The following is a 24,089-nucleotide window of genomic DNA, read 5'->3' as shown; positions in this document are numbered from 1 at the left end:
TTAACCAGTTTAAAAAATCAACCTACACTGAGTAGGTTGATTTTTTTTGTCTTAAAAGCACACAACAGTCACGCTAAATTGGTATTATTCGCTACCTATTTAATTAAAATTCATCTAACCTTTAAAAAGCCTTAAATATCAAGGAAGCCCATGAATCAGTTAAAGCCTATTTTTTTGTTTATAGCATGTCTGCTATTTATGGCTTTATCCTTAGTAATAGGCTCATTGCTTTTTAATATTGGCGACCCAACAACCAACTCAATTGAGCGTACCCATGCGATTTATTTAAACTCATCGTATTGGATTGATGAGCAGAGCAACGCCACGCTTGATGATGCCTTAAAACAAAAATTTCAAAATTCAGAAATTGCCGATATTCCGTGGCAATTTGGCACGCAGAGTTACTGGGTAAAAGTAGCAGTAACCAATCGTACCGATGCAACAGAGATCCTCACTGCACATTTTGACAACCCAATGCTTGACCAACTTGAGGTTTGGCAACTTGATGAAAATAATCGGGTCATAAATCATAAGCAACTAGGTGATACAGTTGCCAATTTAAATATTCACCAGCAAGCATTCCCACACATTGAGTTTTCCCTTGCTGCGAAAGGCAATACCAGCATCTTGGCGCGTATTAAAACCAGCGGAATTAGCAAAACCCCCATTTACATCTATCAAGTAGATAATTTTCAAAGCGTACGAAAGTTTAGCTATTTGATCTGGGGGCTATTTATCGGCGTTGCCGTGATGATTGCGCTGTATAACCTAATTTTGTTTATCAGTATTCGCGACAGTGTTTATCTCGCGTATATTGGCTATATCATTTCTACCTTAATGATGATGGGCTCAGTGTTGGGGTTTGGCTATTATATTTGGCCGACCTCTATGCAATACCTATTGCAAAAATACGTGGTAACCAGCAACTTTAGTGTGGCTATCTGCGCGTTGATTTTCGGCTCGTTATTTTTACGTTATGCCACCATTAAAACAAAACTCAATACATTGATCCGTGGCACCTTAGTTATTTTATGTCTTGGCGCACTAGCCAGCTTAGTATTACCTGAATACCAAGCCGCACCGGTATTTTTTGTATGTATGGTACCGCTTTATATCACTATCGTACTTATCGTATTTAACCGCTTGCTTACCGACTTTGTGTGGGCAAAGTACTATTTCTTTTCTTGGTTACCACTCATTATTAGCGGTGCAATGCAGCCTCTTGTTTTAGTAGGCGTGCTCGAACACACCTTCTTAACTCGTCATGCATTCTTAATTGGCGTACTGCTTGAAGTACTGTTAATGGCAATGGCGTTAGCTGATAAGTTTTCACACCAACAGCGTGAAAGTTACTTTAAAGCCACTCACGATTCGAGCTCGCAGCTGCCTAATGAAACCCTGTACAAATACAAAATCACCCAGTTGATTGAACAGCAACACAACTTTATTACCTGCTTTATTGAGCTGAAAAACTTTGGCCAGTTTATTCCTTATATGGCCCCTAAAGCGAAGAAGGATTTAGTTAATCAGGTGTGTTCTTCGCTGCAACCCATTTTAAAAAATCATTCCAGTGTTTTAACCATTGAAGAGCAAGGCCTAAACACCGTAAAACTCGCTTATTTACGTGATGGTGTATTTGCGCTACTGCTCAACCATGGCACTAACCGTGAAGCGTTAAATAAACACTTACAGAATATTCAAGCGCATATCCCGTCATCGCTTATGATTGATGGTATTTTGCTTAATTTATCCAGCCATATTGCCACGTGTTCGAGTATTTATAGCAACCAACGCAGCGGTTTATTGCTACGTAAAACATGGCAAACGCTGTTTCAGGCAAAGCAGCAAGGCGTTGCACTATTACACTATAAAAAAGAAAGCGGCACGGATATTGGGCAACAATTCAATCTTGCCTCAGAGTTACACAACGCCATAGAACAAAAACAGCTAACATTAAGTTTCACCCCGGTCTATCACGTAAAAAATAAAAAACTAGTGTCAGTCAGTTGCCAGTTTGCTTGGCCGCATGAAGAATTTGGCGAAATTAGCCAACAAGAAATTATAAAACTCGCGATTGATACCGGTTTAAATGTACATCTTAATCGCTGGTTATTTTCAGAGCTGTTTGATGCGATATCAACATTGAAAGACAGCCATTTAAACTGTCAGTTGTCGCTTACTCTGTCACTCAGTCAACTAAACCATAGCGGCTTTGTGGGTTGGTTATCTGAAAAGGTAACGCATATTGATACTGAAAATATCATGATCTACACCCAACAACCGATCAACAGTGAAATGAGCCAGTTAAAAGAGACACTACAAAAACTCACTGATTTAGGCTTCAAATTTGGTTTAGACAATTTCCACGGCGACCTCGATCGCTTGTTCGAAGCGCCAGACTCAGGCTTTAGTGACGTCAGAATTGGCCACTTATTTACCAAAGGTAATATGCAAGGCCATAAACTTACCCTATTACTTAGCGCAATGGTTGAAGTTGCCAAAGGGCTAGATTTAACCGTAACCGCCATCGATGTTGATAACCAAGAATTTGCCGATATTGTCAATCAGTGTCAATGTGACTTTATGCAAGGTGAGTTGCTTGCACCAACCATGAACTTTAGAGTTTTAAACTCATTTCTGCTGACGCAACAATCTCGCATTGGTAATCTCAGCGAGCTTTGATACGATAGCCTTTTTTGCTTGATTAGGGGCTATAAATGCAAGCAACACCAATAACCGGCACTTTGCGTAAAATGCAAAGCAGTCTTACTTCGCCAATCAGCTACCAATTACCGGTGGGCGATCAAACCGTTGACTTAAACGCCTTAATTGGCAAATCCATCACCCTGACCTACAGCGGTAATATCTTTTGTAGCAACTGCGGCAAAAAAACTAAAAAGAGTTATTCACAAGGCCATTGCTTTGTTTGTATGCGTAAACTCGCTAGTTGCGATATGTGTATTATGAAGCCAGAAACCTGCCACTTCGACCAAGGCACCTGTCGCGAGCCAGAGTGGGGCGAAGAAAACTGCATGATCCCGCACTATGTGTATCTTGCAAATACGACCGCGATTAAAGTAGGTATAACGCGCCATACGCAAATTCCAACGCGTTGGATTGACCAAGGTGCAACTCAAGCTTTACCTATTTTTAAAGTGGCAACACGTCATCAATCAGGTTTATTAGAAGTTGCTTTAGCTGAGTTTATCGCCGATAAAACCAATTGGCGCAATATGCTCAAAGGGAATGGCGAAGTAATCGACTTAAAGAGCCAAGGCGCAGCGCTTATCGAGCAAATTAGGCCAAAGCTAACAGAATTAAGCGAACTCTTTGGTGCAACAGCCATCACTGAACTCGACGAAGAGGTAGTTGAGCTGGATTTCCCTATCTCAGAGTTCCCAAGCAAAATTAGCTCGTTTAATTTCGACAAGAACCCTGAAGTAACAGGCGTATTAAAAGGCATTAAAGGCCAATACCTAATCTTCGATACTGGCGTGATTAATATTCGAAAGTTTACCTCGTACGAAGTGACTGTGAGTTATTAGAACTCAAATCCATTTGCTGTTTTGCTGGGCGATGCGCCTCGCAAAACAGCTCAAATTGCTGTGCCGTAAGCGGTTTACTAAAGAAATACCCCTGAATTGCATGACAATCTAGTTCTTGTAAAAAAGCCAGCTGATGGGCTTGTTCCACGCCTTCTGCGACAAGGTTTAATTCTAAACTATGCGCCATTGCCACAATCGCTTTCACTATTTGGCTGTTGCCGTATTCGTCTGGTACTTTGGCAATAAAGCTGGCATCTATTTTTAACGTATCAATCGGTAAACGGGCTAAATAACTCAGCGCCGAATAACCTGTGCCAAAGTCATCCAGCGATAAACTCACACCAAGTTTTTTAAGTGCTTTAAGCACTTTTTTCGCGTCTTCTAACGAACGAATAAAGCTACTTTCGGTTATTTCAATTTCAAGAAAACGCCCATCCACCTGCCAGATACTCAGTGCATTTTTCACTGTTTGTGCCAAATCACCTTGCGTAAAGTGAAGCGCCGATACATTGACGGAAATACGTTTATCAAAAAGGCCATTTTTTTGCCAAATTTGAATTTGTTTACACGCAGCATTAATTACCCAAATATCAATATCCACAATTAAACCTAGCTCTTCCGCTAAAGGGATAAAGTTTGCAGGTGAAATAAACCCTAACTCGTTATCATGCCAACGCAATAAGGCTTCTGCGCCTACTACGTGATGAGTAAAACTGTCTATTTTAGGTTGGTAATAGAGACTGAATTCATTATTGATTAGGGCATGCTTTAGCTTACTTTCAATTGCCATGCGCTCTAATGAACGCGCATTCATCGCCGGTTTATACAGTTGAAAAGAGTTGCGACCAATTTCTTTTGAGCGATACATGGCAATATCAGCGTGCTTTAATAGCGTTTCTGCGTCTTCACCATCGTCGGGATACACCGCTCCACCAATCGAGGTAGTGATCACAATTTCCGTATTGCCCACTTGAATTGGCGCTTTTAATGCTTCAATTAAGTTGGCTGCACAGCGATGGATATTTTTCACTTCATCAATTTCAGTAAGTAATAAAGTGAACTCATCACCACCTAAGCGCGCCAGCGTATCCCCTTCATGCATGCAACTTTGTAAACGTTTTGCCACTTGTTTAAGTAATAAGTCACCAGCGCTATGGCCTAATGTGTCATTAACTTGCTTAAAATGATCGAGGTCGAGAAACATCACCGCTATTTTTGTGTCATCGCGATGTGCCGTTGCCAGCGCCATCTCTAAGCGGTCGTTAAACAAGCGGCGGTTGGGTAAGTGAGTTAACTCATCAAAATAAGCGAGCGTTTTAATGCGTTTTTCATTGCGCTTTCGCTCAGTAATATCACTAAAAATTGCCGCGTATAGCGCCTCTTCTTCATCGCTTTCGCGAATACAGATAATTGTTAGCCATTCTAAATAGGTTTCACCATTGCGCTTACGATTATATATCTCTCCTTGCCACACCCCTTTTTGCCTTAACTGCGCCCACATTTTATCGTAAAAGCTCTTATCATGGCGGCCAGAGCTCAGCATTGACGGTTTTTGGCCAAGTACTTCCTGCTCGCTATAACCAGTAAGTTGGGTGAAGGCTGGGTTGACTTGCAAAATGGTATTGCGCGAATCCGTAATCATAATGCCGTCAGGCGATGCATTGATGATTTGCTCGGCTAAGTACAAGTTCTTTTGTGACTTTTGCAACGCTCTGTCGCGTTGATGTAATACCGTTTCTAGCTCCTGCATATACGCAGATTCAATTTCGCTGAGAATATTACGAAGCGCTAATACGCCCAGTATTTTGCCATTGTCATCTTCTACAATTAGATGCCGTATTTGCTTTAGCTTGAGAATTTGATAAGCCTTATAAAGGCTTGTTTGATAATGTACCGTTAAAAGAGGCCAGCTCGCGTAATGCCAAGCTTGCTGGTCAACTTGTTGGCGGCTAAGCATAGTAAGCAAATCGCGCTCAGTAATAATGCCGGTTTGACCTACCGCGGGATTATCCAGTAAAACAAAATTAGAATGGCGCTGACGCATAATTTCGCTAATCTGGGCAATTGGTAAATCACTTTTCGCAATAGGTACTTCTGATACGTAGCTGCTTTCTATGGTTTTAAAGTGAAGATAATGCTCAAGACCCTGACTACGCACAACATCACTTAAACTAATAACACCTACAGGTTCACTGTCCCCACCTTTCATCACTAATAAATGACGAAAACCATAACTATGGAACAGAACAGTTACTTCAGATAACTGAGTTAGATGATCAACCGTTTTAACTGGCGATGTCATATGCGCTTTAACTGGCTGATGAAAAATGCTTGGATCCGAAAAATCCACTTTAGCGCAATCGCCTTCGGTCCACACCCCAATGATCTTGCCATCGTGTTTAACAAAAATAGAGCTTACATTATCGTTTCGCATGCGGCATGCACAATTGGCGAGACTTTGCTCGGGGTCGCATACCAGGAGCTCAGTTGACATAACATCTTCAACACGCAGCTTTTTGCTTGATTGGGGCATAGTAGAAACCAATTAAACTTTGTCAGGTAATGGGATTCTACGTGGAATTACTGAGATTAAATTTGATACAGAACAAGTAACGCCAATTTTATAAATTATACAGCGATTGCGTAATAGAAAGGTGTACCTAACTAGGGTCTATAAGTTGAGAGATTAGAGTTCAGCCAACGCCTTAACATGCGTGGCAACAGAACGTCCAAGTGCTGAATTATTGTAGCCGCCTTCCAGCATCGAAATAATCCCCTTGCAGTTTACTTGCTTACATAAGGATACCACTTGTTCGGTAAACCAAGCGTAGTCACTTTCAACAAGCTGTAAGCCGCCCATATCATCTTCGTAATGGGCATCAAACCCTGCGCTGATAAAAATAAGCTCAGGCTCAAACTGCTTTAACTTTGGAAACCACGTATCCAAAAGTGCACGCTCAAAATCATCCCCCGCCATTCCGGCAGTCATGGGGGTATTAATCACATGCTCATTACTGTCAATTGCGGTATTAGGGTAGAATGGATGCTGGAAAATAGAACAAAACAACACATCCATATCGTCAATAAAAATATCTTGTGTGCCGTTGCCGTGGTGTACATCAATATCAAGTATCGCAATGCGCTTGATGCCCTGTTGCTGAGCATAACGTACCGCAACCGCAACATTATTGAAGATGCAAAAGCCAGACGAGGTTGTTTTAGTCGCATGATGGCCTGGCGGTCTTACCGCACAAAATGCTGCATCTAACTCACCTGCTAAAATCTTATCAACCGCTAACAAACCAGAGCCCGCTGCTCGTTTTGCCGCAAGCAAACTGTCAGGACAGAGCCAAGTATCACCATCAAGATCAACCAACCCCTGCTCTGGAATTTTATCTTCTACAGATTTAATCAGGCTTTCGCTGTGTGCCATCAATAATTGTTGACGCTCAACCAGTGGTGCATCTAAGTGCGTTAAAGCGATATCTATACCAGCAGCTAAAATACGATCATTGATTGCATCAAGCCGTGAAGCACACTCAGGGTGGTCTTCAATCATCTTATGCTTTCGACAGTCTGTATGTGAAATTATCGCGGTGCGCATGCTGGTCTCCAAACCTTATGTCGCGGCTCAGTTTAGCAAAGTCGGGTTATCCCGACTTTGCTACTTTGGTCGGTTAAGACTTGTCGCTTTTGACTGGCGTAAGGTGCAGATTATGAAAATCAAAACTGAAGTCAGTTACGCTTGGTGCTACAGCGTGCATTTTTGCGCTACGCACTTGATTTGTTGGGCTCATTTCAAACTCAATAAATGCATCAGCTTCAAGTAGTTTTTCCTGCCAACGTACAATAAAGGTATTACCGTTAAAGTGTTCTAGCGTACCTTTTAAACGTGCTGAATGGGTAAAGTCGATTGTCAGCTTGCCATTTTGCTCTGCAATCACAATATCGCCATACCAATTATCGTTGTACCTTGTGGCATACGCTGACAATGGTAAGGCTTTTTGAATCTTCTTTGGCTGTTCTACTTCGGCTTTTTCGTACGCTTTCTTTTTACGTTCAAAATGTTTTTTAGCAAGATCTTCAACCCAGTCTTTATTTGGTAAATCAAGCGCATCTTCTAGTACTTCGTGGGTAATCGCACTTAAGGCACTAAACGCTTGTTGGTTCGACAACACAACGATACCTAATTGCTTCTCTGGCACTAACGTCACTTGCGACACCATACCTAAAATACCGCCACCATGGCCGACTTTTTTATAGCCTTGATAATCTTCAATTGACCAACCTAAACCGTAACCACGAAATTGTTGACGATAATCATTAAACGCATTTTTTGATGCCATGCTCGTAATATGCGGATGCCACATTTGTGCTTGCTGTTTTTCAGTAAACAGCACCTTACCAGATGGCATTTCACCACCCGCTAATTGTGTTTTTAGCCAATTAGCCATTTCATCCACATTTGATGCAATCGCCCCTGCCCCTCTAAAATCCTCAAGGTAATTAACAAAAAATGGGTGTAGTTTTCCGTCCATCGGAATATGGCCGGTTGCCCAATTTTTATTAGATTTTGGAATTCGTGAAAAGCCCGCTTTTGAAAGCGGCATACCAAGCGGGGCTAGCATTTCTTGCTCTATAAATTCTTGCCACGATTTTCCCGATACACGCGCAACAACTTCACCCGCAGTTACAAACATTAAGTTGTTATAGGTGTACTTACTGCGAAAACTTGAAACTGGCTTTAAATAGCGAATGCCATGAATTACGTCTTCCACGGGCTTGTCGGTATCTGGCCAAATGGTTAAATCACCCGCTCCTAAACCTAGTCCGGCACGGTGACTTAACAAATCGCGAATAGTCACTTCACGTGTTGCATATGGGTCGTACATACGAAATTCAGGTAGGTGATCAATTACTTTGTCGTCCCAGTTTAATTTGCCTTGATCAACAAGCATTGCAAGTGCTGCAGCGGTAAATGCTTTGGTATTTGACGCTATACCAAATAACGTATGCTTATTTACTTTTTCACCTGACGCTAGGTGTCTAACACCAAACCCTTTAGAAAATACCACTTCACCATTTTCTACAACAGCAATCGCCATACCTGGTACATCAAAGCGCGTCATTGACTGTGTAATGGTCTGTTCAAGCTGCTTACTATCAATTGCCGCGTACACCTGACTCGACGCGATTACGCTAAGAGCTAGGGTTAATTTACTCACTAATTTTTTCATAATGTTCTTATTTATATATTGAAAATTCACGTTCTGCGCGCGCGGAATCGGTATCTGTTTGTGTTGCTTGCGCGCGAATATTGTCGATGTATTGCTGCGGTAGTTTTGCCTCTAAGGCTCCGGTTAATACATGTTTTAAATACCAGTCATACGGTAAGTGTTGCTGGCACAGCGTATTGGCAACATAGCAATATGCATTAAATTGCTTACCACATTCATTGGTTACAACGATTTGCTGGTTGTCGTAACGCGGCCCTTCTATTTCATCAAGAATCGCTTTTTCATCACTGTTAATTTGATACAGCACACCGTATAACACATCATCGTGATTATCGGTTTTCAGCGCATTACATTTACCCGAGCCGTCAAACCCTTGTTTATCAAATGTTAAGGTAAATCCTGTTACAGTAGATACACCAATACGGGTAGCATTAGGCAGCCTTGCTAATAGCCGGTTGAGCGACATATTGGAACCATACGCTAGGTTGTAATAAATCATACCCACACCACTCTAATTGCCAAACCAATTAACACCACGCCGATACCGCGATCAAACCAATGCCCCGCACGTAAGAAAAACGCACGCACCTTTGAGCGACTCAAAACAATGGATAAAAAACTAAACCACACTAAAGTTGCAACAGCCATATATAATCCATAGCCCACTTGCACTGTAATCGGTGTTTCGACACTAATAACCAAGGTAAATAAACTTAAGAAAAACAAGGTTGCTTTCGGATTAAGTGCATTAACTAAAAAGCCACGACTAAACGCTTTAACCATGGATTCGGCCTGTGTATTGGTTTGCACCTGCTGCGCTTGCTGATCTGCAGGCTTCGCTCGCAACGCCATAACACCAATATACGCTAAGTACGCCGCCGCCAAATATTTAAGTGCAGCAAACACGGTAGGTGATTGCGAAATCACAATCGCTACACCGAGCACACAATAACTTACATGCACTAAAATCCCTGTTGCGATGCCCGAACTCGTTACAAGCGCATTGTTTCGCCCCTTTTGAATGCTCTGTTTGAGCACGAGCGCAAAATCAGGGCCTGGACTTGCGACTGCAAAAAAGTGACTAATTGCAATTAATAAAAATTCGTCGAGATAGTTCACTTAACCTCCGTTAATGCGATCAGCATTGGATTTGCCGATTGCTCTATGGTGTTCTCTAATTGTTTATTTGCACGCTTTAACATTCCACGCAGATGCGGCTTCAAGTGCGATGAAATATGCGATAACGGTAATTTTTTGGCCTTTAACAACAAAGCCAAAATATAAATTAGCTCAGATTCATTTAAGGTCGCACTGCGATTTGCGTACGGGTTGTAACACGAACCACAGCCACCACGAAATTGATACGCCGTATTTGCCATCATCACACCAAAGCCCATAAAGCACGACAACAAATCAACCGCTTGTGGCACAAACTCCTGACCGCCTGGTGGCAAGCTTCGATTTTGCAACACATTGATATGCGCTAACGATTGTGAAAAAGACGCGATTAAATCTTGCGGTTGATTTATTTGATTGGGATTGAAAGATATATTTAATGAACCGCTCGCAGCGATCAACTCTGCGGTTTCACCGCGTTTAACATTGGCAAATTCAAAACGTGGAATACTCTGTTCTGATATTTGATGTGGCGCCACCAGCTGAATTGGCCAAGCCTGCATACCGGCATACTGTTTTACCTGAGTAAACACATAGCTGGCCATTTGCTCAATACTACTGACCTGCTCGGGGAAAAACTCTGCATTTGGTAAAACAAAACGCATATCGCTTAACAGCACATCACCATCAAATTCTTGATATACCCATAAAAATGTATCCAAGATCCATGCTTCGCTGTGCTGATCCACCACAGGTTGGGTTTTAATAATATTGAGTAGTGTATTTTTGAATCCAGAAATCATAGCGTACAACGTTTAAAAACCTAGTTATTCATATTAATCCAGCCTCACCGCGAAAATAAACCTTTTACGACAAACAGGCTGAAATTTTATTCAAAAGCGTATATTCTTCATTACGTTGAGTATTTTTAGGAATAGGAAATCAGATGCGTGCTAAGCTTTCACTCGCAACTATTTTGCTCGCTTTGAGTTTTTCGAGCACCGCCGACATTGCCATAGCAGGTTATTATGGCCAATCGTTAAGCCAAGAATTAGAAACAGAAAACGGCACAAAGATAGACATTAAAGACGATGCTAATTTTGGCTTTAGCCTTGATAAACATGATGGTATTTCTAAATATGGTTTATATTACTCGCGCATGTCGAGCAGTCAGCGAAATGCAGCTAACTATGAGCTAGATCTAAATTATTTATTATTTCAAAGCGCTGTGGTTTTACCTGTTAATAAACAGCTTTCAAGCTACCTTGGTGCGCAATTGGGTGTTAATCATATTTCATCTAACTTTTCCGATTCAGATAGCTTTTTTGCCACTGGTTTATACGGTGGCTTAGAGTATAAAATTACAGACAACATCATTGCATTAGGGGAAGCCCGTTGGTTAGCCACTATTTTAAAAAATGATTCAACCACCGTATGCCAAATCGACCCAAACGGCACGCAATGTGATTGGTATTTTGATGGTGAGGTGCTAAACCAATTCCAGTTTAATTTAGGCGTGATGTATCGCTTCTAAAAATATAAAAATGGGGCTTAGGCCCCTCTTCTTTTAATCATAGTCTTTGCGCATTCGTTTGATATCGACTTGCGGCGATTCATAACCTGTAAACAACAACCACTGTTTAGTTGGCACAAAACTCATGCCGCGCGAGCGCGAGAATGCACGCTCAGGCACACGCAATACGTCTTTGTCTTGATTACTAGCAAAGTCATAAAAACTTAAACGATAATCATGGCCACGTACTTTAAAGTAATAAATCCCTTGTTCAGTAACATGCCAACCTGTGCTATTTGCCAACTTTAAATTCTTAATCAATGGCTGTTCGTCAATTAATTCGCCGTTAATTGATACCTGCCATAACCCTTTACCTTCTTTGTAAACAATCAATTGATTTTCTTTTACTTCTATCGCATGCGCCCCGCGAGTAATTCGTGTCGCAATACCAGACTCAATTTCAATGCGATAGATGTCTCCAACCGATGCCGAAAACAGCGCACTACCATCTTGCGACCAACGTGCTTTACCATAGTAATTAAGCTCTGTTTTGATTTGCTGTAGCTGACTGGTTTGCGCATCAAGTACATACAACCGGCTTTCTTGACCATTGTTTGCGGTAAATGCGATTTTCTTACCATCAGGTGACCAAATAGGGTTACGAGCATGAAATTTTAACTGAGTTAGCTGCTTGCGCTGGGTACCATCAAGACTTGATGTCCACACTTCATCAAACCCCGACTCATTAGAAATAAATGCTAACTTGTCTGCAGCTTGAGAGTAATCGGGATAACGAAAATTAAACTCAGATTGAATTAGCGGAAATGGAGACGCAGCCACATCACTATCAAGCTCCAAACGCATAATTGAGGTGTCTATTTTCCAATCGTGATAATACAGGTTACCTGCTCTATCAAATGCCGGATAGCTAAACCCTTCAACATTTAAATTGGTTTTGTGTTTACTATTTAAGTCCAACTCAAACCCATGGCGGTTGCCATGCATTATGGCTGAAAATACAATTTTCTCAGCATCAGGTTGCCATGCTAAACCGCGAATATCAGGCAGCCCGGTTACTACTCGCTGCTCTGTTTTAGTTTGTAGATCGTAAATAAAAATATCTTCGTTACCATTTGCCAAATTACGTGAGATAGCTAATCGCGTACTATCGGGGCTAAAATCAATCGCTTCGCTTTCCCCCGGCTCACAATTGTTACAACGAATACGTCTAGCAGGCTCATTTAAATCAAGTTGCTTAATGTACACGCCACGCGTGGTGTTTTCAGGGTCAACACCCACATAAGCAAGCAATTTACCATCTGGCGATACCGCCACATCATTCGATGAATTTGAACATTCGCCATGTTTTTCAATAGCAAAATCACTCATATTGACGCTTAGTACTTCGCAGCGTGAGCTTAGTCTTCGGTAATAATAGAGTTTTGAATCGTCATGGGCCCATACTGAGCGAGACTCACTGCCGGGAGTATGTGTTATTTTTGTGTGTTTAAGATCTGGCTGTTGTAAGTCTTTACGATAAAGGTCTATTTTTCGGTCCATTTGTCGCCAAGAATAAACCAAGTAGCGGCCATCATTTGATACGCTAGGAAATAGCTCTCGCCCGGGATACTGAGTTATCAACTCAGGTTGTTGATACACTTTTTGTTGTGGCTCTGGCCAAAGTAGCCACGCAAAAACGATACTCAGTACAAAACCAATAAATAAGCCTAGCTGCTTAATATTGCGAGAAGAGATTTGCAGAAAAACAGTATCTTGCTGCTCAGCAAATACTGGCGCTACCAGCAGTCGATAACCTGACTTTCGCACTGTTTCAATAAACTCTTGTTCGCTATCGAGCTCTTTTAGTGCTTTTCGCAGATGCCAAATTGCATTGGTAAGCGCTTTTTCACCAACGTAATTATTACCATCCCACACATGATCAATAATTTGCTGACGCGTCAATAGCTCAGGCTGTTGCTCTGCCAAATAACAAAGTAACTCTATAAACTTTGGTTGCAATGAAATGATTCGTTCATCACGCACTAAAGTGTGTTCTAACGGATTAACTTCTACCCGACCTAAAAAATATGACGCAGCGCTATTCATTATCGATTTAATCTTCGTTTTTATGCATTCAAGCTTACCTAAAAATACTGTTTAGTTGCAAAATTATTGCGTCTAACTGCATATTTTATGTCTGTTTCCAAATCATTTACATACCACAAAAGCAAAACTAAGCACTTGTTATAAATAAAAAATATTCAAATAGATATTAAATAGACATTAAAAAGTGGAAGAATAGAGAGCTTGAGTATTGAGCTCAGATAACCACTGCTTTAAAACCATGATAAGCCTCCTTGGCCCACTCAAATCATTTATGTAGCGCAAATGCTTTGAGCTGACTAGTAACAGCAGCATCACAGTTAACAGCAACGATATGCTGTTACTAGTCAAATTACACAATAACTAAAATGATTGCTCTGGCAAAACAGAGCGAACAAATCCTCAAGGGGAAATCAACGTGGGAATTAATACTAAAAAATGCTCAATTGCAGCAGCAATTGCATTTGCTATTTCTGGCAATGCATGGGCTGATGCCTCTTCTAAAAACGAAACGATTGAAAAAATCCAAGTAACTGGTTCTAAAATTAAGCGCACTGATTTGGAAGGTGTTGCACCGCTTTCGGTGATCGATGCTGCTGAGATTGAAGCTAATGGTTTTTCGTCTATTGCAGATGTACTAGAGTCTTCTCTTGCAAATACAGGGGCTTCCTTTAATGGTGACGAAGCTTCTGGTTACACAACAGGCGCCAGCTCTGTTAATTTACGCGGAATGGGGGCTAACCGTACTCTTGTACTTATTAATGGTCGTCGTCAAGCTGCTTTTCCAACTGCAGCAGGTGGTGCCGATAACTTCGTTGATGTTTCAGATATTCCAACATCTGCAGTAGAACGTGTAGAGATACTAACAGGTGGTGCTTCAGCCATCTATGGTTCAGATGCAATTGGCGGTGTAGTAAATGTTATTCTTAAGGATAACTATGAGGGTAGTAAAGTTTCACTGAAGTATGAGAACCCAACCAATGGCGGTCGAGATGTCGCTAAATTTTCTTACACCCAAGGGTTTGAAACAGACAAATCAAATACTGTTGTTATTTTTGAATATCAACAAGGTGAAGAACTTTTAACTTCGCAGCGTAAAGATTACTTTGCTAAAGGCCTTGATCGAATTTACAACACTGAAGGCTATATTCCAAATGATGCCTGGTTAGACGACGACGGTAATTTATTGCCTTGGGCACAACAATGGGATTGGGGCGGAGCTGCTCCTTCTACCTGGGGTGTTTACATTAGAGACTATGATGAAGTATTCGGGGACAAGTATCCAGTAACTCAAGAGCAGTGCAATAATGTACTTGGTGACCTTGCCGTATGGTATGAAGAAAGCTCTTATACATGTCGATACGATAAATATCCAGGTCGCGGCTTAGAGTCTGCGTATGACCGAGCTAACCTTATTATAAACTCAGAATATGAGTTAAATAATGACTGGTCTCTATACGGTATGATTAATGCGTCATACAAAGACAGTGACAAGTACAAAGATAAAAAAGGGAATACTTCATATTTTTATCTAGACAACACTACTGGTGATTACTCATACGACAAACCTACATCTGGTGATTACCATAGATTTCAATTACGCCGTCGATACGATGAACTTTTCGATTTACCACACAGCCGCATTTACACTTCTACTAATGAAAAATATTCATTCGTATTCGGGGCTAATGGTACTATAGGGGATTACGACTTAGACGTCTCTTGGTCAACTGGTTTTAACCGTTACAATCGAGATTCACAAAGCCAATTAAGTCGCGATGGTCTTTTAAGTATTATTACATTTGACCCAAATGATGCCGATAGTTCTAAGTGGTATCCAGCTGAACGTATGACCGACGCACAAGCTGCCGCAGCCTACGGTGTATCAACTAAGCGCTCGACTTCTCGCATTCATCAATTAACTTCAACGCTCTCTGGTGATTTATTTGAACTGCCATCTGGTGGAGTCGCATTTGCTGCATCAGCAGAATGGGCACGTGAAAGCTACAACGATATCTTAGATGAAACAACACAATCAGGTGGTTTCTTAGGTATGGGTGGTACTGGTGGTCAAGGTGAGCGTGACCGCTACGCTGTTGCACTTGAAATCTTAGCACCTATCGCAAGTGATATGCCGGGTATCTACAATCTAGAACTATCAGTTGCTGGTCGATACGACTACTACAACGATGATACAGATGTTGGTGGTGCATTTAGCCCACAAGTAGGTGTAATGTATCACCCTGTAGAAGATGTACTAGTTCGCGCTAGTTGGGGTAAGAGCTTCCGGGCTCCTGACATGCATCGAGTATACGCTGGCACTACAATTGGATTTGGCACAACTGAATATTTACTACCTGATGGAACTCTTCAAGAAGACTCTTATCGTTCTATAAGCTCTGGTAGTTTAACGCTTGAAGAAGAAAAAGGTGAATATTCAAGTATTGGCCTTGTTGCTAACTTAACTGACGAATTAGACTTTACACTTGACTGGTGGTCGATTGAAATGACAGGGGGAGTTCGCACAATCGCTACTGATGATATTTACAACGGCCCAACAGACTTCAGTCCAGCGTATAACTATACTGGTCAGTATAATGAATGTACTGCTTTACCTGGTCCAGGATTTATTTTAGGTGTTGATGACGAGGGTTTTGAAAACCTTGATTGTATGAAAAAAGCCCCTTATAACGCCGCATTCGAAAAATCAGAAGGTGTAGATGCCTCAATTAGTTATCGTCTAGATGCAGATGAGTTGGGCAGCTTCCGCTTTAAATTTGGTGCCAGTTATTTACGTAGTAAAAAAGTTCAAGATAAACCTGAACTTGAAGTCGAAGATTACGTAGATATTTACTATTACCCAACATGGAAAAGTAATTCATCTATCACCTGGTCAAAAGATGAATTTAGCACGACTATCGCGTATTACTATACAGGTACTTCGACAGGTTTAGATACATTCTATGAGGCTGTTGATGGTGAAATGGAAAAAGTTTCTGAACAACAAATGGATAAGCTTTCTCCGTATGCGCGTTTAAACTGGTCAGCAAGCTACCGCTTCGATTGGGATGGCAAAGTAAAGGTAGGTGTTAAAAACCTAACTGACGAAATGCCTCCGTACTACTCTGTATTCAATGGCGACTTTGACAGTCATCCATTCCACAGAACTAGCCGCGGTTACAGCACTATCGGTCGTACAGTATACATCGGATACGATCAATCATTCTAATTTAACATTTCCCAATGTTTGTTGCTTAAAAGCCAGTAAAGCTAAGCTTTACTGGCTTTTTTTATATCTCTGCGTATACTCCCGCTATTATTTTTGGTTCCGTAATAAGCACTGCCATGACGATTAAATTCCCTTGCCGCCTTGATAAATTTTTAAGCCATTTTGCCGAAGTGCCGCGCTCAAAAGCAAAGATCGGTATTAAAAGAAAACACGCAACAATTAATGGCGAAGTGATTATCAAAGCCGATACACAAGTAACTCGCGATGACGCTGTTACTTGGTATGGTGAAGAGATCACCGCTGTAGGTGAGCGCTATTACATGCTGAATAAACCGGAAGACTTTATTTGCGCCAATAGCGATGAAATGCATCAAACCGTCTTTGATCTACTCGATGAACCTATGATGGATAAACTCCATGTCGCTGGGCGACTCGATATCGATACAACAGGGCTTGTGTTAATTACATCAGACGGCGATTGGAGCCACAAAATCACTTCACCACGCCATCAAAAATACAAAGTGTATTTAATTGAAACAGAACAGCCAATTACAGACGAAATGTGCGAACAACTAACTGATGGCGTGATGTTGCATGGTGAAAAAAGTGCAACAAAGCCTGCGATCGTTGAAAAAATCGCTGATTATTCTATGCGCCTTTCAATTTATGAAGGTAAATATCACCAAGTTAAACGCATGCTAGCTGCTGTTGATAACCGTGTAGTAGTGCTTCATCGTGAAAAAATTGGCACTGTGGCGCTTGATCCAAACTTAGCCCCTGGTGAATATCGCCCACTAACTCAGCACGAAGTTGAAACAATTTCCAGTTAGTAACACTACTTTGGGAACATGAAATTTAACCAACGATTAACGCTTGATTAAACATTAATGAGCAGTTAGTGTTTAATCAAACGGTATCTAAGAATTGACTAAATAAAAATTAAACTTCAACAAAATTAATCAATTCCTCTCTCACTTTGCATACCACAACAGGATGGCGCTAACAGCAGCTTAGCGACAGCGCTATGATGTACCACTTATAAAGGTAGATGTGAGGAAACGCCTATGAATTCACTAACCTTAAAGAATAAAATAGTCATTTTTACGGTTGTTTTATTTCTCTCGCTAATTTCACTTGCAGGGCTTGGTTTAAAAGCCTTACGACAAGCCAGTGAAATGGACAATATCGCACGTATTAACCAGCTGATGAAAAGCACAGTTAATATCGTCAACCAATTTGAACTCGCCAGCAAAAATGGCACGCTAAATGAAGAACAAGCAAAACAACTCGCCACTCAAATGCTCAGAGAAAACAAATACCACGACTCTGAATACGTTTATGTGGTAGATAAACAACTCAATTTCGTAGCCACGCCACACGACCCTCAACTACATGGTACAAGCTTCAACGACTTTAAAGATGCCAGCGGTGGCAGTATTGGCGCTATGGTGGAACGTTTAGTTGGCAATAAAACCGGACAAATCATTACCTATCATTGGGATTCTGAGCGCGAAGGCGAAGTGGTCGATTTAACGTCTGTAGTACAAAAAACAAAAGATTGGGGCTGGTACATAGGTACCGGCATTAGCTACAAAGAAGTAGACGAGCGATACTGGCAAACGGCAAGTTGGCTACTTACACTGTCAATTTTCATAGCCGTTGTGCTATCAGTCGTACTTGCCAAATTTGGCCTAGATTTAAATAAATCTTTGGGTGGTGAAATTAACCGTGTTCAATCTGCTGTAATGAGCGCCTCTCGCGGTAACTTAAAAACTACCCATGCATTTCAAAGCGCAGATGAAAACAGTGTCGCCGGCGCAATTAACTATATGCAACTCGGTTTGCAAGAAGTGGTTGGTGGTATCAAAAATGTATCTGATGCGCTGCAAGATGAAGTACGCGCCTCTGAAACACGTTCGCAAGAGCTTGATCAGCTCACAAATTCACTGAGTAAAGAAACCCATGTAGTTGCCTCTGCAATTACCGAACTAACCGCATCAGCCGCAACGGTCGCCGACCACGCTGAGCAAGCTGCGTATTCAGTAAAAGAAGCTGAAGAACAAGGTAAAAGCGCGAATATTCTTACTAAAGAAGCGGCCAACACAATTGAGCTGCTCGAAAAGCAAATTGAAAATGCAGGCGATAATATTCAAACCTTAGATGACGAGGTAAATAATATCGAAAGCGTGTTAAGCGTTATCCAAGGCATTGCTGAGCAAACCAACTTACTTGCCCTTAATGCCGCAATTGAGGCAGCCCGTGCAGGTGATCAAGGACGCGGTTTTGCGGTTGTTGCCGACGAAGTACGTCAGCTAGCCCAGCGTACCCAAGCCAGCACCGAAGAAATTCAACAAATGATTGCTAAACTACAATCGGCAACCAAAGATGCCAAATCATCGGTAACACAAAGTATTAGCACCAGTGAGGAAACCGTTACCAAATCACAAAAAGCCGCCGAAGAACTTACGCGTATTGCTGAGTCGCTCTCGGCGATTACGGAAATGAGCCATCAGATCTCTGTTGCAGCAAAAGAGCAGCTGCAAGCAGGTGAAGATACAGCGCAGCGAGTAGTGCATATTTCTGATACCGCTGAAAATACCGCGCGCGTTTCACTCGATGCGCACAAAGCCACAGATCAAATTAAATCATTTACTAAAAATCTGGAAAAAGAAATCGCCAAATTTGAAGTATGACGTTAATTCAAAGCCGAAAGCACTAATTGCTTTCGGCTTGTAATGAGGTAATCAGATTATACAAACCCGTTAAGCAGCTCACTTGATAGGTAGCACCTACCGTATCTAATTCTTTTTCACCCGCATGATTAATCCAGCAAGTATCAAGGCCCGCATTTTTACCACCTAAAATATCTGAACTCAACGTATCACCTACCATCAACACGTTTGATTTATCTGGATTGCCAAACAGCTGCAGCGCATGGTCGAAAATCGCAATATTCGGTTTTGCCACACCCACTTGCTCAGAGATAATGACATGCTCAAAAAAGTGCGTTAAATCAGTGCGAGCTAGGCGCACCTGCTGCAGTGCGGTAAAGCCGTTAGTGATAATCGCAAGCCTTGCTTTACCATGCAGTAACTCAAGTAACTTACGCGCACCCGGCAAACACTGACAAATATCAGCCATGGCTTCAATAAATTGTTGATTAAGTAATTCAGGTGCCACGTCTAACGTTTCACCCCAACGTGTGAAACGCTTTATTTGTAATTCTTTAGCGGTAATTGTGCCATTTTGATAATCCACCCAAAGCGGCTTATTAACGGCTTGAAACTCATCAAAATCAGATTTTTCAAATACGATATCGTAGTTTGAAAATAGCTGCTTTAAACCTGCGAATGCATCAAAATGAAACAAGGTTTCATCAGCATCAAAAACGATCCATTGGTACTTCATTAAATATCCATTTTACAAATTAAACAGTTGTTGATTAACAAATGGTGCAAGCGCAGTAGTAATCGCCATGGTGTAAACGCTCTCTCGGGTGACTGAGTTATTCGTTAACAACGCCATTGCCCCGCCCTTTTGTTTAATATTCTCAGTGTCAAATAACCTATCCATTACATGACCCAGCTCTTCACCTTCGCAAAGCGCAGAATAAACCACATTTGGCATAGGTAAATTGCTACTGCGGCCAACTTGCACATGCTGTTTGTTATCAATCACAATGTAAGCAAAGGTCGCAGGACCATAACTAAAGTTATCTACACCGCCCTCTATCGCAACATACCAATCCGCCTGAAAATGCGCTTTTGTGTAAGCAACTCGGTTTTTTGCACCTAGTAAGGTTTCTTCTGCGGTCATTGGTTGGTCTGCCACATCGGATGGCGCAAATACACCTTCACAGGTGAAATCAATGTTTGGAAACATGGCAGAAAATGCATTGCTTACTGCGTTTATTTTTACGGGATTTGTCGACCCAACAATAATTTTTTGGCTTTCTTTACTCATTTCTTACAATTCTTTGTCAATTAAAAGTCGCCTATCGCTTTCTAAATGCGCTGCGAGTTTTTATAATATCGCCATTGTGCTGACTGCCTACTGAATTAGCAAGTCGGTGGTTTAGCGAAACTTATGTTTTAGGAAAGATTATGAGCCAAGCTCGTGGTAATTTGTTTATTTTGTCAGCACCTTCTGGTGCAGGTAAATCAAGCCTTATCAACGCACTGTTAGAACGCCATAGCGATATGAAAGTATCGGTATCACACACCACACGCTCACCTCGTCCGGGTGAAGAAAACGGCGTGCACTATCATTTTGTAACGCAAGATGAATTTAAACAAGTCATCGCTGACGATGGTTTTTTTGAATGGGCACAAGTGTTTGATAACTACTATGGCACGTCAAAACAAAGCATTGAAACGCAATTAGCGAATGGCATCGATGTTTTTTTAGATATTGATTGGCAAGGCGCGCGTCAAGTAAGAGAGCTTGTTTCAGATGTACGCACTATTTTTATTTTGCCACCATCAAAGCAAGAACTTGAAGCGCGTTTAAATAGCCGAGGTCAAGACAGCGCCGAAGTCATCGCGAGCCGAATGGCAAAAGCACAATCAGAAACCTCTCATTACAATGAATACGATTATCTCATTGTGAATGATGATTTTGATACGGCACTTTACCAGTTGGAAACCATTGTCTTTGCCTCGCGCTTGGCACAAACCAACCAAACGCATAAGCACCAGCAACTGCTGAATGACTTATTAGCGGATTAAATTAATCCAAGTATTGGCTATTTTCTTCGCATCAAGTAAACTACGCTTTTGCGAATAATAAATTTTTGGAGTGCCTGATGGCTCGAGTAACTGTTGAAGATGCAGTAGATAAGATTGGTAACCGTTTTGACCTTATTTTAGTTGCGGCTCGCCGTGCGCGCCAAATCGCAACTGGTGGCAAAGATCCTATGGTTGATGCTGAAAACGACAAGCCAACTGTAATCGCACTACGTGAAATTGAAAAAGGTTTCATCACCAATGATTCTTTAGATTCACTAGAGCGCGAAGATCAGCAAAACCAAGAAGCGGCTGAGCTAGCTGCGGTTGCTGCTATCGTTGGTGGTGGTCACCAATAAGCAATAATTATTGCTCCCTACTCACGCTTTCCTTAGCTGAGTAGCTTTTCCAGCGACTGTTCGACTTTTTAATAAGAAACAGTCGTTGGCAATCCCTTCCAATTCATCGTATATTGTTATCAATTCCCCTCTATAGCTAGTATTGGAGCATCAATGTATCTTTTTGAAGGTCTTAAAAAGAACATCTCAGAATATTTAACGCCAGAGCAAGTTGAACTTGTACAAAAGGCCTATGTGGTTGCGCGTGACGCACACGAGGGTCAAACACGTTCAAGTGGTGAACCCTATATCACCCACCCTGTTGAGGTGACACAAATACTTGCCAATATGCGCTTAGATCACGAAACCTTAATGGCTGCATTAATGCATGACGTGATTGAAGATACCGATTTCAGCCAACAAGACCTTGCTGAAATTTTTGGCGATACCGTTGCCGAACTGGTTGAGGGTGTGTCAAAGCTCGATAAACTTAGCTTTAAAGACCAAAAAGAATTCCAAGCGGAAAACTATCGCAAAATGATTATGGCAATGACGCAAGATATTCGCGTTATTCTTATCAAGCTTGCAGACCGCACGCACAATATGCGAACACTTGGCGCACTGCGTCCTGAAAAACGTCGCCGCATTGCCCGTGAAACACTTGAAATTTTTGCCCCAATAGCCAACCGTCTTGGTATTCATGACATTAAAAATGAGTTGGAAGATTTAGGTTTTCAAGCGCTTTACCCAATGCGTCACCGCGCGCTAAAAAACGAAGTCACTAAAGCACGTGGTAACCGTAAAGAGATAATTCAAAACATTCAAAACGAAATTATCTCGCGCATTGAAGAATCAGGAATTGAAGTTGAAGTATCGGGCCGCGAAAAACACCTTTATAGCATTTACCGTAAAATGCTAAATAAAGAACTGATGTTCAATGAAGTTATGGATATTTACGCGTTTCGCATTGTCGCCAATTCAATGGACACCTGCTACCGCGTACTTGGGGTTGTGCACAACCTATACAAACCAATCGAAACGCGTTTTAAAGACTACATCGCCGTACCAAAAACCAATGGCTATCAGTCTTTGCATACCTCGCTTGTAGGTCCGCATGGTATTCCCGTTGAAATTCAAATTCGCACCCATGAAATGGATCAAATGGCTGATAAAGGGGTTGCCGCACACTGGCTTTACAAAAAAGCGGGTGATAGTGCGGGTAATACGGCGCAGCAACGCGCTCGCCAGTGGATGCAAAGCTTACTTGAATTACAACAAAGCGCAGGCTCATCATTCGAATTTGTTGAAAACGTTAAAACAGAACTTTTCCCTGAAGAGATTTATGTATTCACGCCAGATGGTCGCATAATTGAATTACCAATGGGCGCCACAGCGGTCGATTTTGCCTACGCAGTTCACACCGACGTTGGTAACACCTGTGTTGGCGTGCGGGTGAACAGAAAGCCTTATCCACTAAGCGCAGCGCTTGATACCGGCCAAACGGTTGAAGTTATTACCAGCTCAGGTGCTCACCCTAACGCGACTTGGCTTAATTTTATTGTTACCGCAAAAGCGCGTATGGGCGTGCAAAAATACCTTAAGAAGCAAGAGCACGAAGAAGCACTGCAATTAGGCCGTCGCCTTTTAGATTCAGCACTTGGCGAGCACCATTTAAGCGATGTAAGTGAAGAAGCGCTGGCACGCACAGTGGAAGAACATAATGTTGATTCACTGGATAAATTATTAATAGAAATTGGTTCAGGTAACATTTTAAGCCTACTTGTCGCAAAGCGTTTGCTACAAGAGCAAGGAGAAGATGTTGGCGAACTAAACCACAACAAAAAAGCGGCCATTATTGGTACTGAAGGGATGTTAATTAACTACTCTAAGTGCTGCCGCCCTGTTCCTGGTGATGAAATTGTTGCGCATATTAGCCAAGGTAAAGGCCTTACGGTTCATCGCCAAGAATGTAAGAACATTCGCGGTTGGCAGCAAGAACGCTCTAAATATTTTGTTGTGAAATGGGAAGACAACCCAGAAAAAGAATATATTGCAGCACTACGTGTTGAAATTATAAACCACCAAGGCGCACTCGCTAAATTAACGAATTTAGTATCAACGACCGCGGCAAACATTGTTGAAATTAGTACCGAAGAAAAAGAGAGTAACTTATACCTAATCGATCTAGGTATCACAGTGAAAGACCGCGTCCATGTCGCTAACATAATGCGCCGAATTCGAGTAATGCCAGATGTACAAAAAGTATATCGCCGAAAATAATTAA

Annotated in this window: 18 protein-coding genes; 9 read left to right on the top strand and 9 right to left on the bottom strand. The window is 41.6% G+C overall.

Annotated elements, in window-relative coordinates:
* Nucleotides 1-150 precede the first annotated feature (150 nt).
* On the top strand, nt 151-2,682 hold the full coding sequence (locus tag PSPO_RS02410; RefSeq protein WP_010561034.1) for an EAL domain-containing protein: 2,532 nt from the start codon (nt 151-153) through the stop codon (nt 2,680-2,682).
* 50 nt (nt 2,683-2,732) lie between these two features.
* Entirely contained in the window at nt 2,733-3,545 is an 813-nt protein-coding gene (locus PSPO_RS02405) for a DUF2797 domain-containing protein (RefSeq protein WP_040642051.1), read from the top strand.
* On the opposite strand, the gene PSPO_RS02400 is transcribed toward PSPO_RS02405, so the two are convergent.
* From PSPO_RS02400 to PSPO_RS02375, 6 genes are all read right to left on the bottom strand, one after another.
* Nucleotides 3,514-6,078 carry an EAL domain-containing protein gene (locus tag PSPO_RS02400; RefSeq protein WP_010561036.1) on the bottom strand — a complete coding sequence of 855 codons (2,565 nt, stop codon included), beginning with the start codon at nt 6,076-6,078 and terminating at the stop codon, nt 3,514-3,516. The two genes, PSPO_RS02405 and PSPO_RS02400, sit on opposite strands and share 32 nt — an antisense overlap.
* Before the next feature lie 153 nt (nt 6,079-6,231).
* Complete coding sequence (locus PSPO_RS02395; protein ID WP_010561037.1) at nt 6,232-7,149, bottom strand: histone deacetylase family protein; 918 nt, start codon at nt 7,147-7,149, stop codon at nt 6,232-6,234.
* Between the two features lie 73 nt (nt 7,150-7,222).
* Nucleotides 7,223-8,782: a serine hydrolase gene (locus PSPO_RS02390; protein WP_010561038.1), complete on the bottom strand. Its 1,560-nt coding sequence runs from the start codon at nt 8,780-8,782 to the stop codon at nt 7,223-7,225.
* Nucleotides 8,783-8,789: 7 nt separating this feature from the next.
* On the bottom strand, nt 8,790-9,281 hold the full coding sequence (locus tag PSPO_RS02385; protein ID WP_010561039.1) for a gamma-glutamylcyclotransferase family protein: 492 nt from the start codon (nt 9,279-9,281) through the stop codon (nt 8,790-8,792).
* Nucleotides 9,278-9,901: a LysE family transporter gene (locus PSPO_RS02380; RefSeq protein ID WP_010561040.1), complete on the bottom strand. Its 624-nt coding sequence runs from the start codon at nt 9,899-9,901 to the stop codon at nt 9,278-9,280. Before PSPO_RS02380 ends, PSPO_RS02385 begins: the two co-directional genes overlap by 4 nt.
* Nucleotides 9,898-10,701 carry a hypothetical protein gene (locus tag PSPO_RS02375; protein WP_010561041.1) on the bottom strand — a complete coding sequence of 268 codons (804 nt, stop codon included), beginning with the start codon at nt 10,699-10,701 and terminating at the stop codon, nt 9,898-9,900. The genes PSPO_RS02380 and PSPO_RS02375 overlap by 4 nt, the downstream gene beginning before the upstream one ends.
* 143 nt (nt 10,702-10,844) lie before the next feature.
* Between PSPO_RS02375 and PSPO_RS02370 the strand changes: the two genes are divergently transcribed.
* Complete coding sequence (locus tag PSPO_RS02370; protein WP_010561042.1) at nt 10,845-11,432, top strand: outer membrane beta-barrel protein; 588 nt, start codon at nt 10,845-10,847, stop codon at nt 11,430-11,432.
* Between the two features lie 33 nt (nt 11,433-11,465).
* On the opposite strand, the gene PSPO_RS02365 is transcribed toward PSPO_RS02370, so the two are convergent.
* On the bottom strand, nt 11,466-13,517 hold the full coding sequence (locus PSPO_RS02365; RefSeq protein WP_010561043.1) for a winged helix-turn-helix domain-containing protein: 2,052 nt from the start codon (nt 13,515-13,517) through the stop codon (nt 11,466-11,468).
* 415 nt (nt 13,518-13,932) lie between these two features.
* Here PSPO_RS02365 and PSPO_RS02360 point away from each other — a divergent pair, with 415 nt between their 5' ends.
* The 3 genes from PSPO_RS02360 to PSPO_RS02350 all read left to right on the top strand — a co-directional run bounded on the left by PSPO_RS02360 (nt 13,933) and on the right by PSPO_RS02350 (nt 19,436).
* Nucleotides 13,933-16,743 (top strand): TonB-dependent receptor plug domain-containing protein, encoded by a 2,811-nt coding sequence (locus PSPO_RS02360; RefSeq protein ID WP_010561044.1) that lies wholly within the window; start codon nt 13,933-13,935, stop codon nt 16,741-16,743.
* A 122-nt stretch (nt 16,744-16,865) separates the two neighbouring features.
* Nucleotides 16,866-17,573, top strand: a complete 708-nt coding sequence (gene rsuA, locus PSPO_RS02355; protein WP_040642049.1) for a 16S rRNA pseudouridine(516) synthase RsuA — start codon at nt 16,866-16,868, stop codon at nt 17,571-17,573.
* A 234-nt stretch (nt 17,574-17,807) separates the two neighbouring features.
* The gene (locus PSPO_RS02350; protein ID WP_010561046.1) at nt 17,808-19,436 is read left to right on the top strand and encodes a methyl-accepting chemotaxis protein; all 1,629 of its coding nucleotides are present in this window, start codon (nt 17,808-17,810) and stop codon (nt 19,434-19,436) included.
* Between the two features lie 22 nt (nt 19,437-19,458).
* Here PSPO_RS02350 and yjjG read toward each other — a convergent pair whose 3' ends face one another.
* Together yjjG and yjjX are read right to left on the bottom strand one after the other, a co-directional pair.
* Nucleotides 19,459-20,151 carry a pyrimidine 5'-nucleotidase gene (yjjG, locus tag PSPO_RS02345; RefSeq protein WP_010561047.1) on the bottom strand — a complete coding sequence of 231 codons (693 nt, stop codon included), beginning with the start codon at nt 20,149-20,151 and terminating at the stop codon, nt 19,459-19,461.
* 12 nt (nt 20,152-20,163) lie between these two features.
* On the bottom strand, nt 20,164-20,706 hold the full coding sequence (yjjX, locus tag PSPO_RS02340; protein ID WP_010561048.1) for an inosine/xanthosine triphosphatase: 543 nt from the start codon (nt 20,704-20,706) through the stop codon (nt 20,164-20,166).
* Between the two features lie 140 nt (nt 20,707-20,846).
* On the opposite strand from yjjX, the gene gmk reads away from it, so the two are divergent.
* From gmk to spoT, 3 genes are all read left to right on the top strand, one after another.
* Entirely contained in the window at nt 20,847-21,470 is a 624-nt protein-coding gene (gmk, locus tag PSPO_RS02335) for a guanylate kinase (protein ID WP_010561049.1), read from the top strand.
* A gap of 77 nt (nt 21,471-21,547) precedes the next feature.
* Nucleotides 21,548-21,826 carry a DNA-directed RNA polymerase subunit omega gene (gene rpoZ, locus PSPO_RS02330; protein ID WP_010561050.1) on the top strand — a complete coding sequence of 93 codons (279 nt, stop codon included), beginning with the start codon at nt 21,548-21,550 and terminating at the stop codon, nt 21,824-21,826.
* Nucleotides 21,827-21,979: 153 nt separating this feature from the next.
* On the top strand, nt 21,980-24,085 hold the full coding sequence (gene spoT, locus PSPO_RS02325; RefSeq protein ID WP_010561051.1) for a bifunctional GTP diphosphokinase/guanosine-3',5'-bis pyrophosphate 3'-pyrophosphohydrolase: 2,106 nt from the start codon (nt 21,980-21,982) through the stop codon (nt 24,083-24,085).
* The last annotated feature ends 4 nt before the right edge of the window (nt 24,086-24,089 follow it).

It is taken from the genome of Pseudoalteromonas spongiae UST010723-006 (assembly GCF_000238255.3).
Classification (GTDB): Bacteria; Pseudomonadota; Gammaproteobacteria; order Enterobacterales; family Alteromonadaceae; genus Pseudoalteromonas; species Pseudoalteromonas spongiae.
This window is presented reverse-complemented; position numbering and strand designations above follow the sequence as displayed.

Coding starts and splice junctions, on each gene's coding strand:
- PSPO_RS02395 (WP_010561037.1), bottom strand. CDS start 7,149: ATGCGCACCGCGATAATTTCACATACAGACTGTCGAAAGCATAAGATG.
- yjjG (WP_010561047.1), bottom strand. CDS start 20,151: ATGAAGTACCAATGGATCGTTTTTGATGCTGATGAAACCTTGTTTCAT.
- rpoZ (WP_010561050.1), top strand. CDS start 21,548: ATGGCTCGAGTAACTGTTGAAGATGCAGTAGATAAGATTGGTAACCGT.
- spoT (WP_010561051.1), top strand. CDS start 21,980: ATGTATCTTTTTGAAGGTCTTAAAAAGAACATCTCAGAATATTTAACG.
- PSPO_RS02350 (WP_010561046.1), top strand. CDS start 17,808: ATGAATTCACTAACCTTAAAGAATAAAATAGTCATTTTTACGGTTGTT.
- PSPO_RS02375 (WP_010561041.1), bottom strand. CDS start 10,701: ATGATTTCTGGATTCAAAAATACACTACTCAATATTATTAAAACCCAA.
- PSPO_RS02400 (WP_010561036.1), bottom strand. CDS start 6,078: ATGCCCCAATCAAGCAAAAAGCTGCGTGTTGAAGATGTTATGTCAACT.
- PSPO_RS02385 (WP_010561039.1), bottom strand. CDS start 9,281: ATGATTTATTACAACCTAGCGTATGGTTCCAATATGTCGCTCAACCGG.
- PSPO_RS02365 (WP_010561043.1), bottom strand. CDS start 13,517: ATGAATAGCGCTGCGTCATATTTTTTAGGTCGGGTAGAAGTTAATCCG.
- PSPO_RS02390 (WP_010561038.1), bottom strand. CDS start 8,782: ATGAAAAAATTAGTGAGTAAATTAACCCTAGCTCTTAGCGTAATCGCG.
- gmk (WP_010561049.1), top strand. CDS start 20,847: ATGAGCCAAGCTCGTGGTAATTTGTTTATTTTGTCAGCACCTTCTGGT.
- PSPO_RS02370 (WP_010561042.1), top strand. CDS start 10,845: ATGCGTGCTAAGCTTTCACTCGCAACTATTTTGCTCGCTTTGAGTTTT.
- yjjX (WP_010561048.1), bottom strand. CDS start 20,706: ATGAGTAAAGAAAGCCAAAAAATTATTGTTGGGTCGACAAATCCCGTA.
- PSPO_RS02410 (WP_010561034.1), top strand. CDS start 151: ATGAATCAGTTAAAGCCTATTTTTTTGTTTATAGCATGTCTGCTATTT.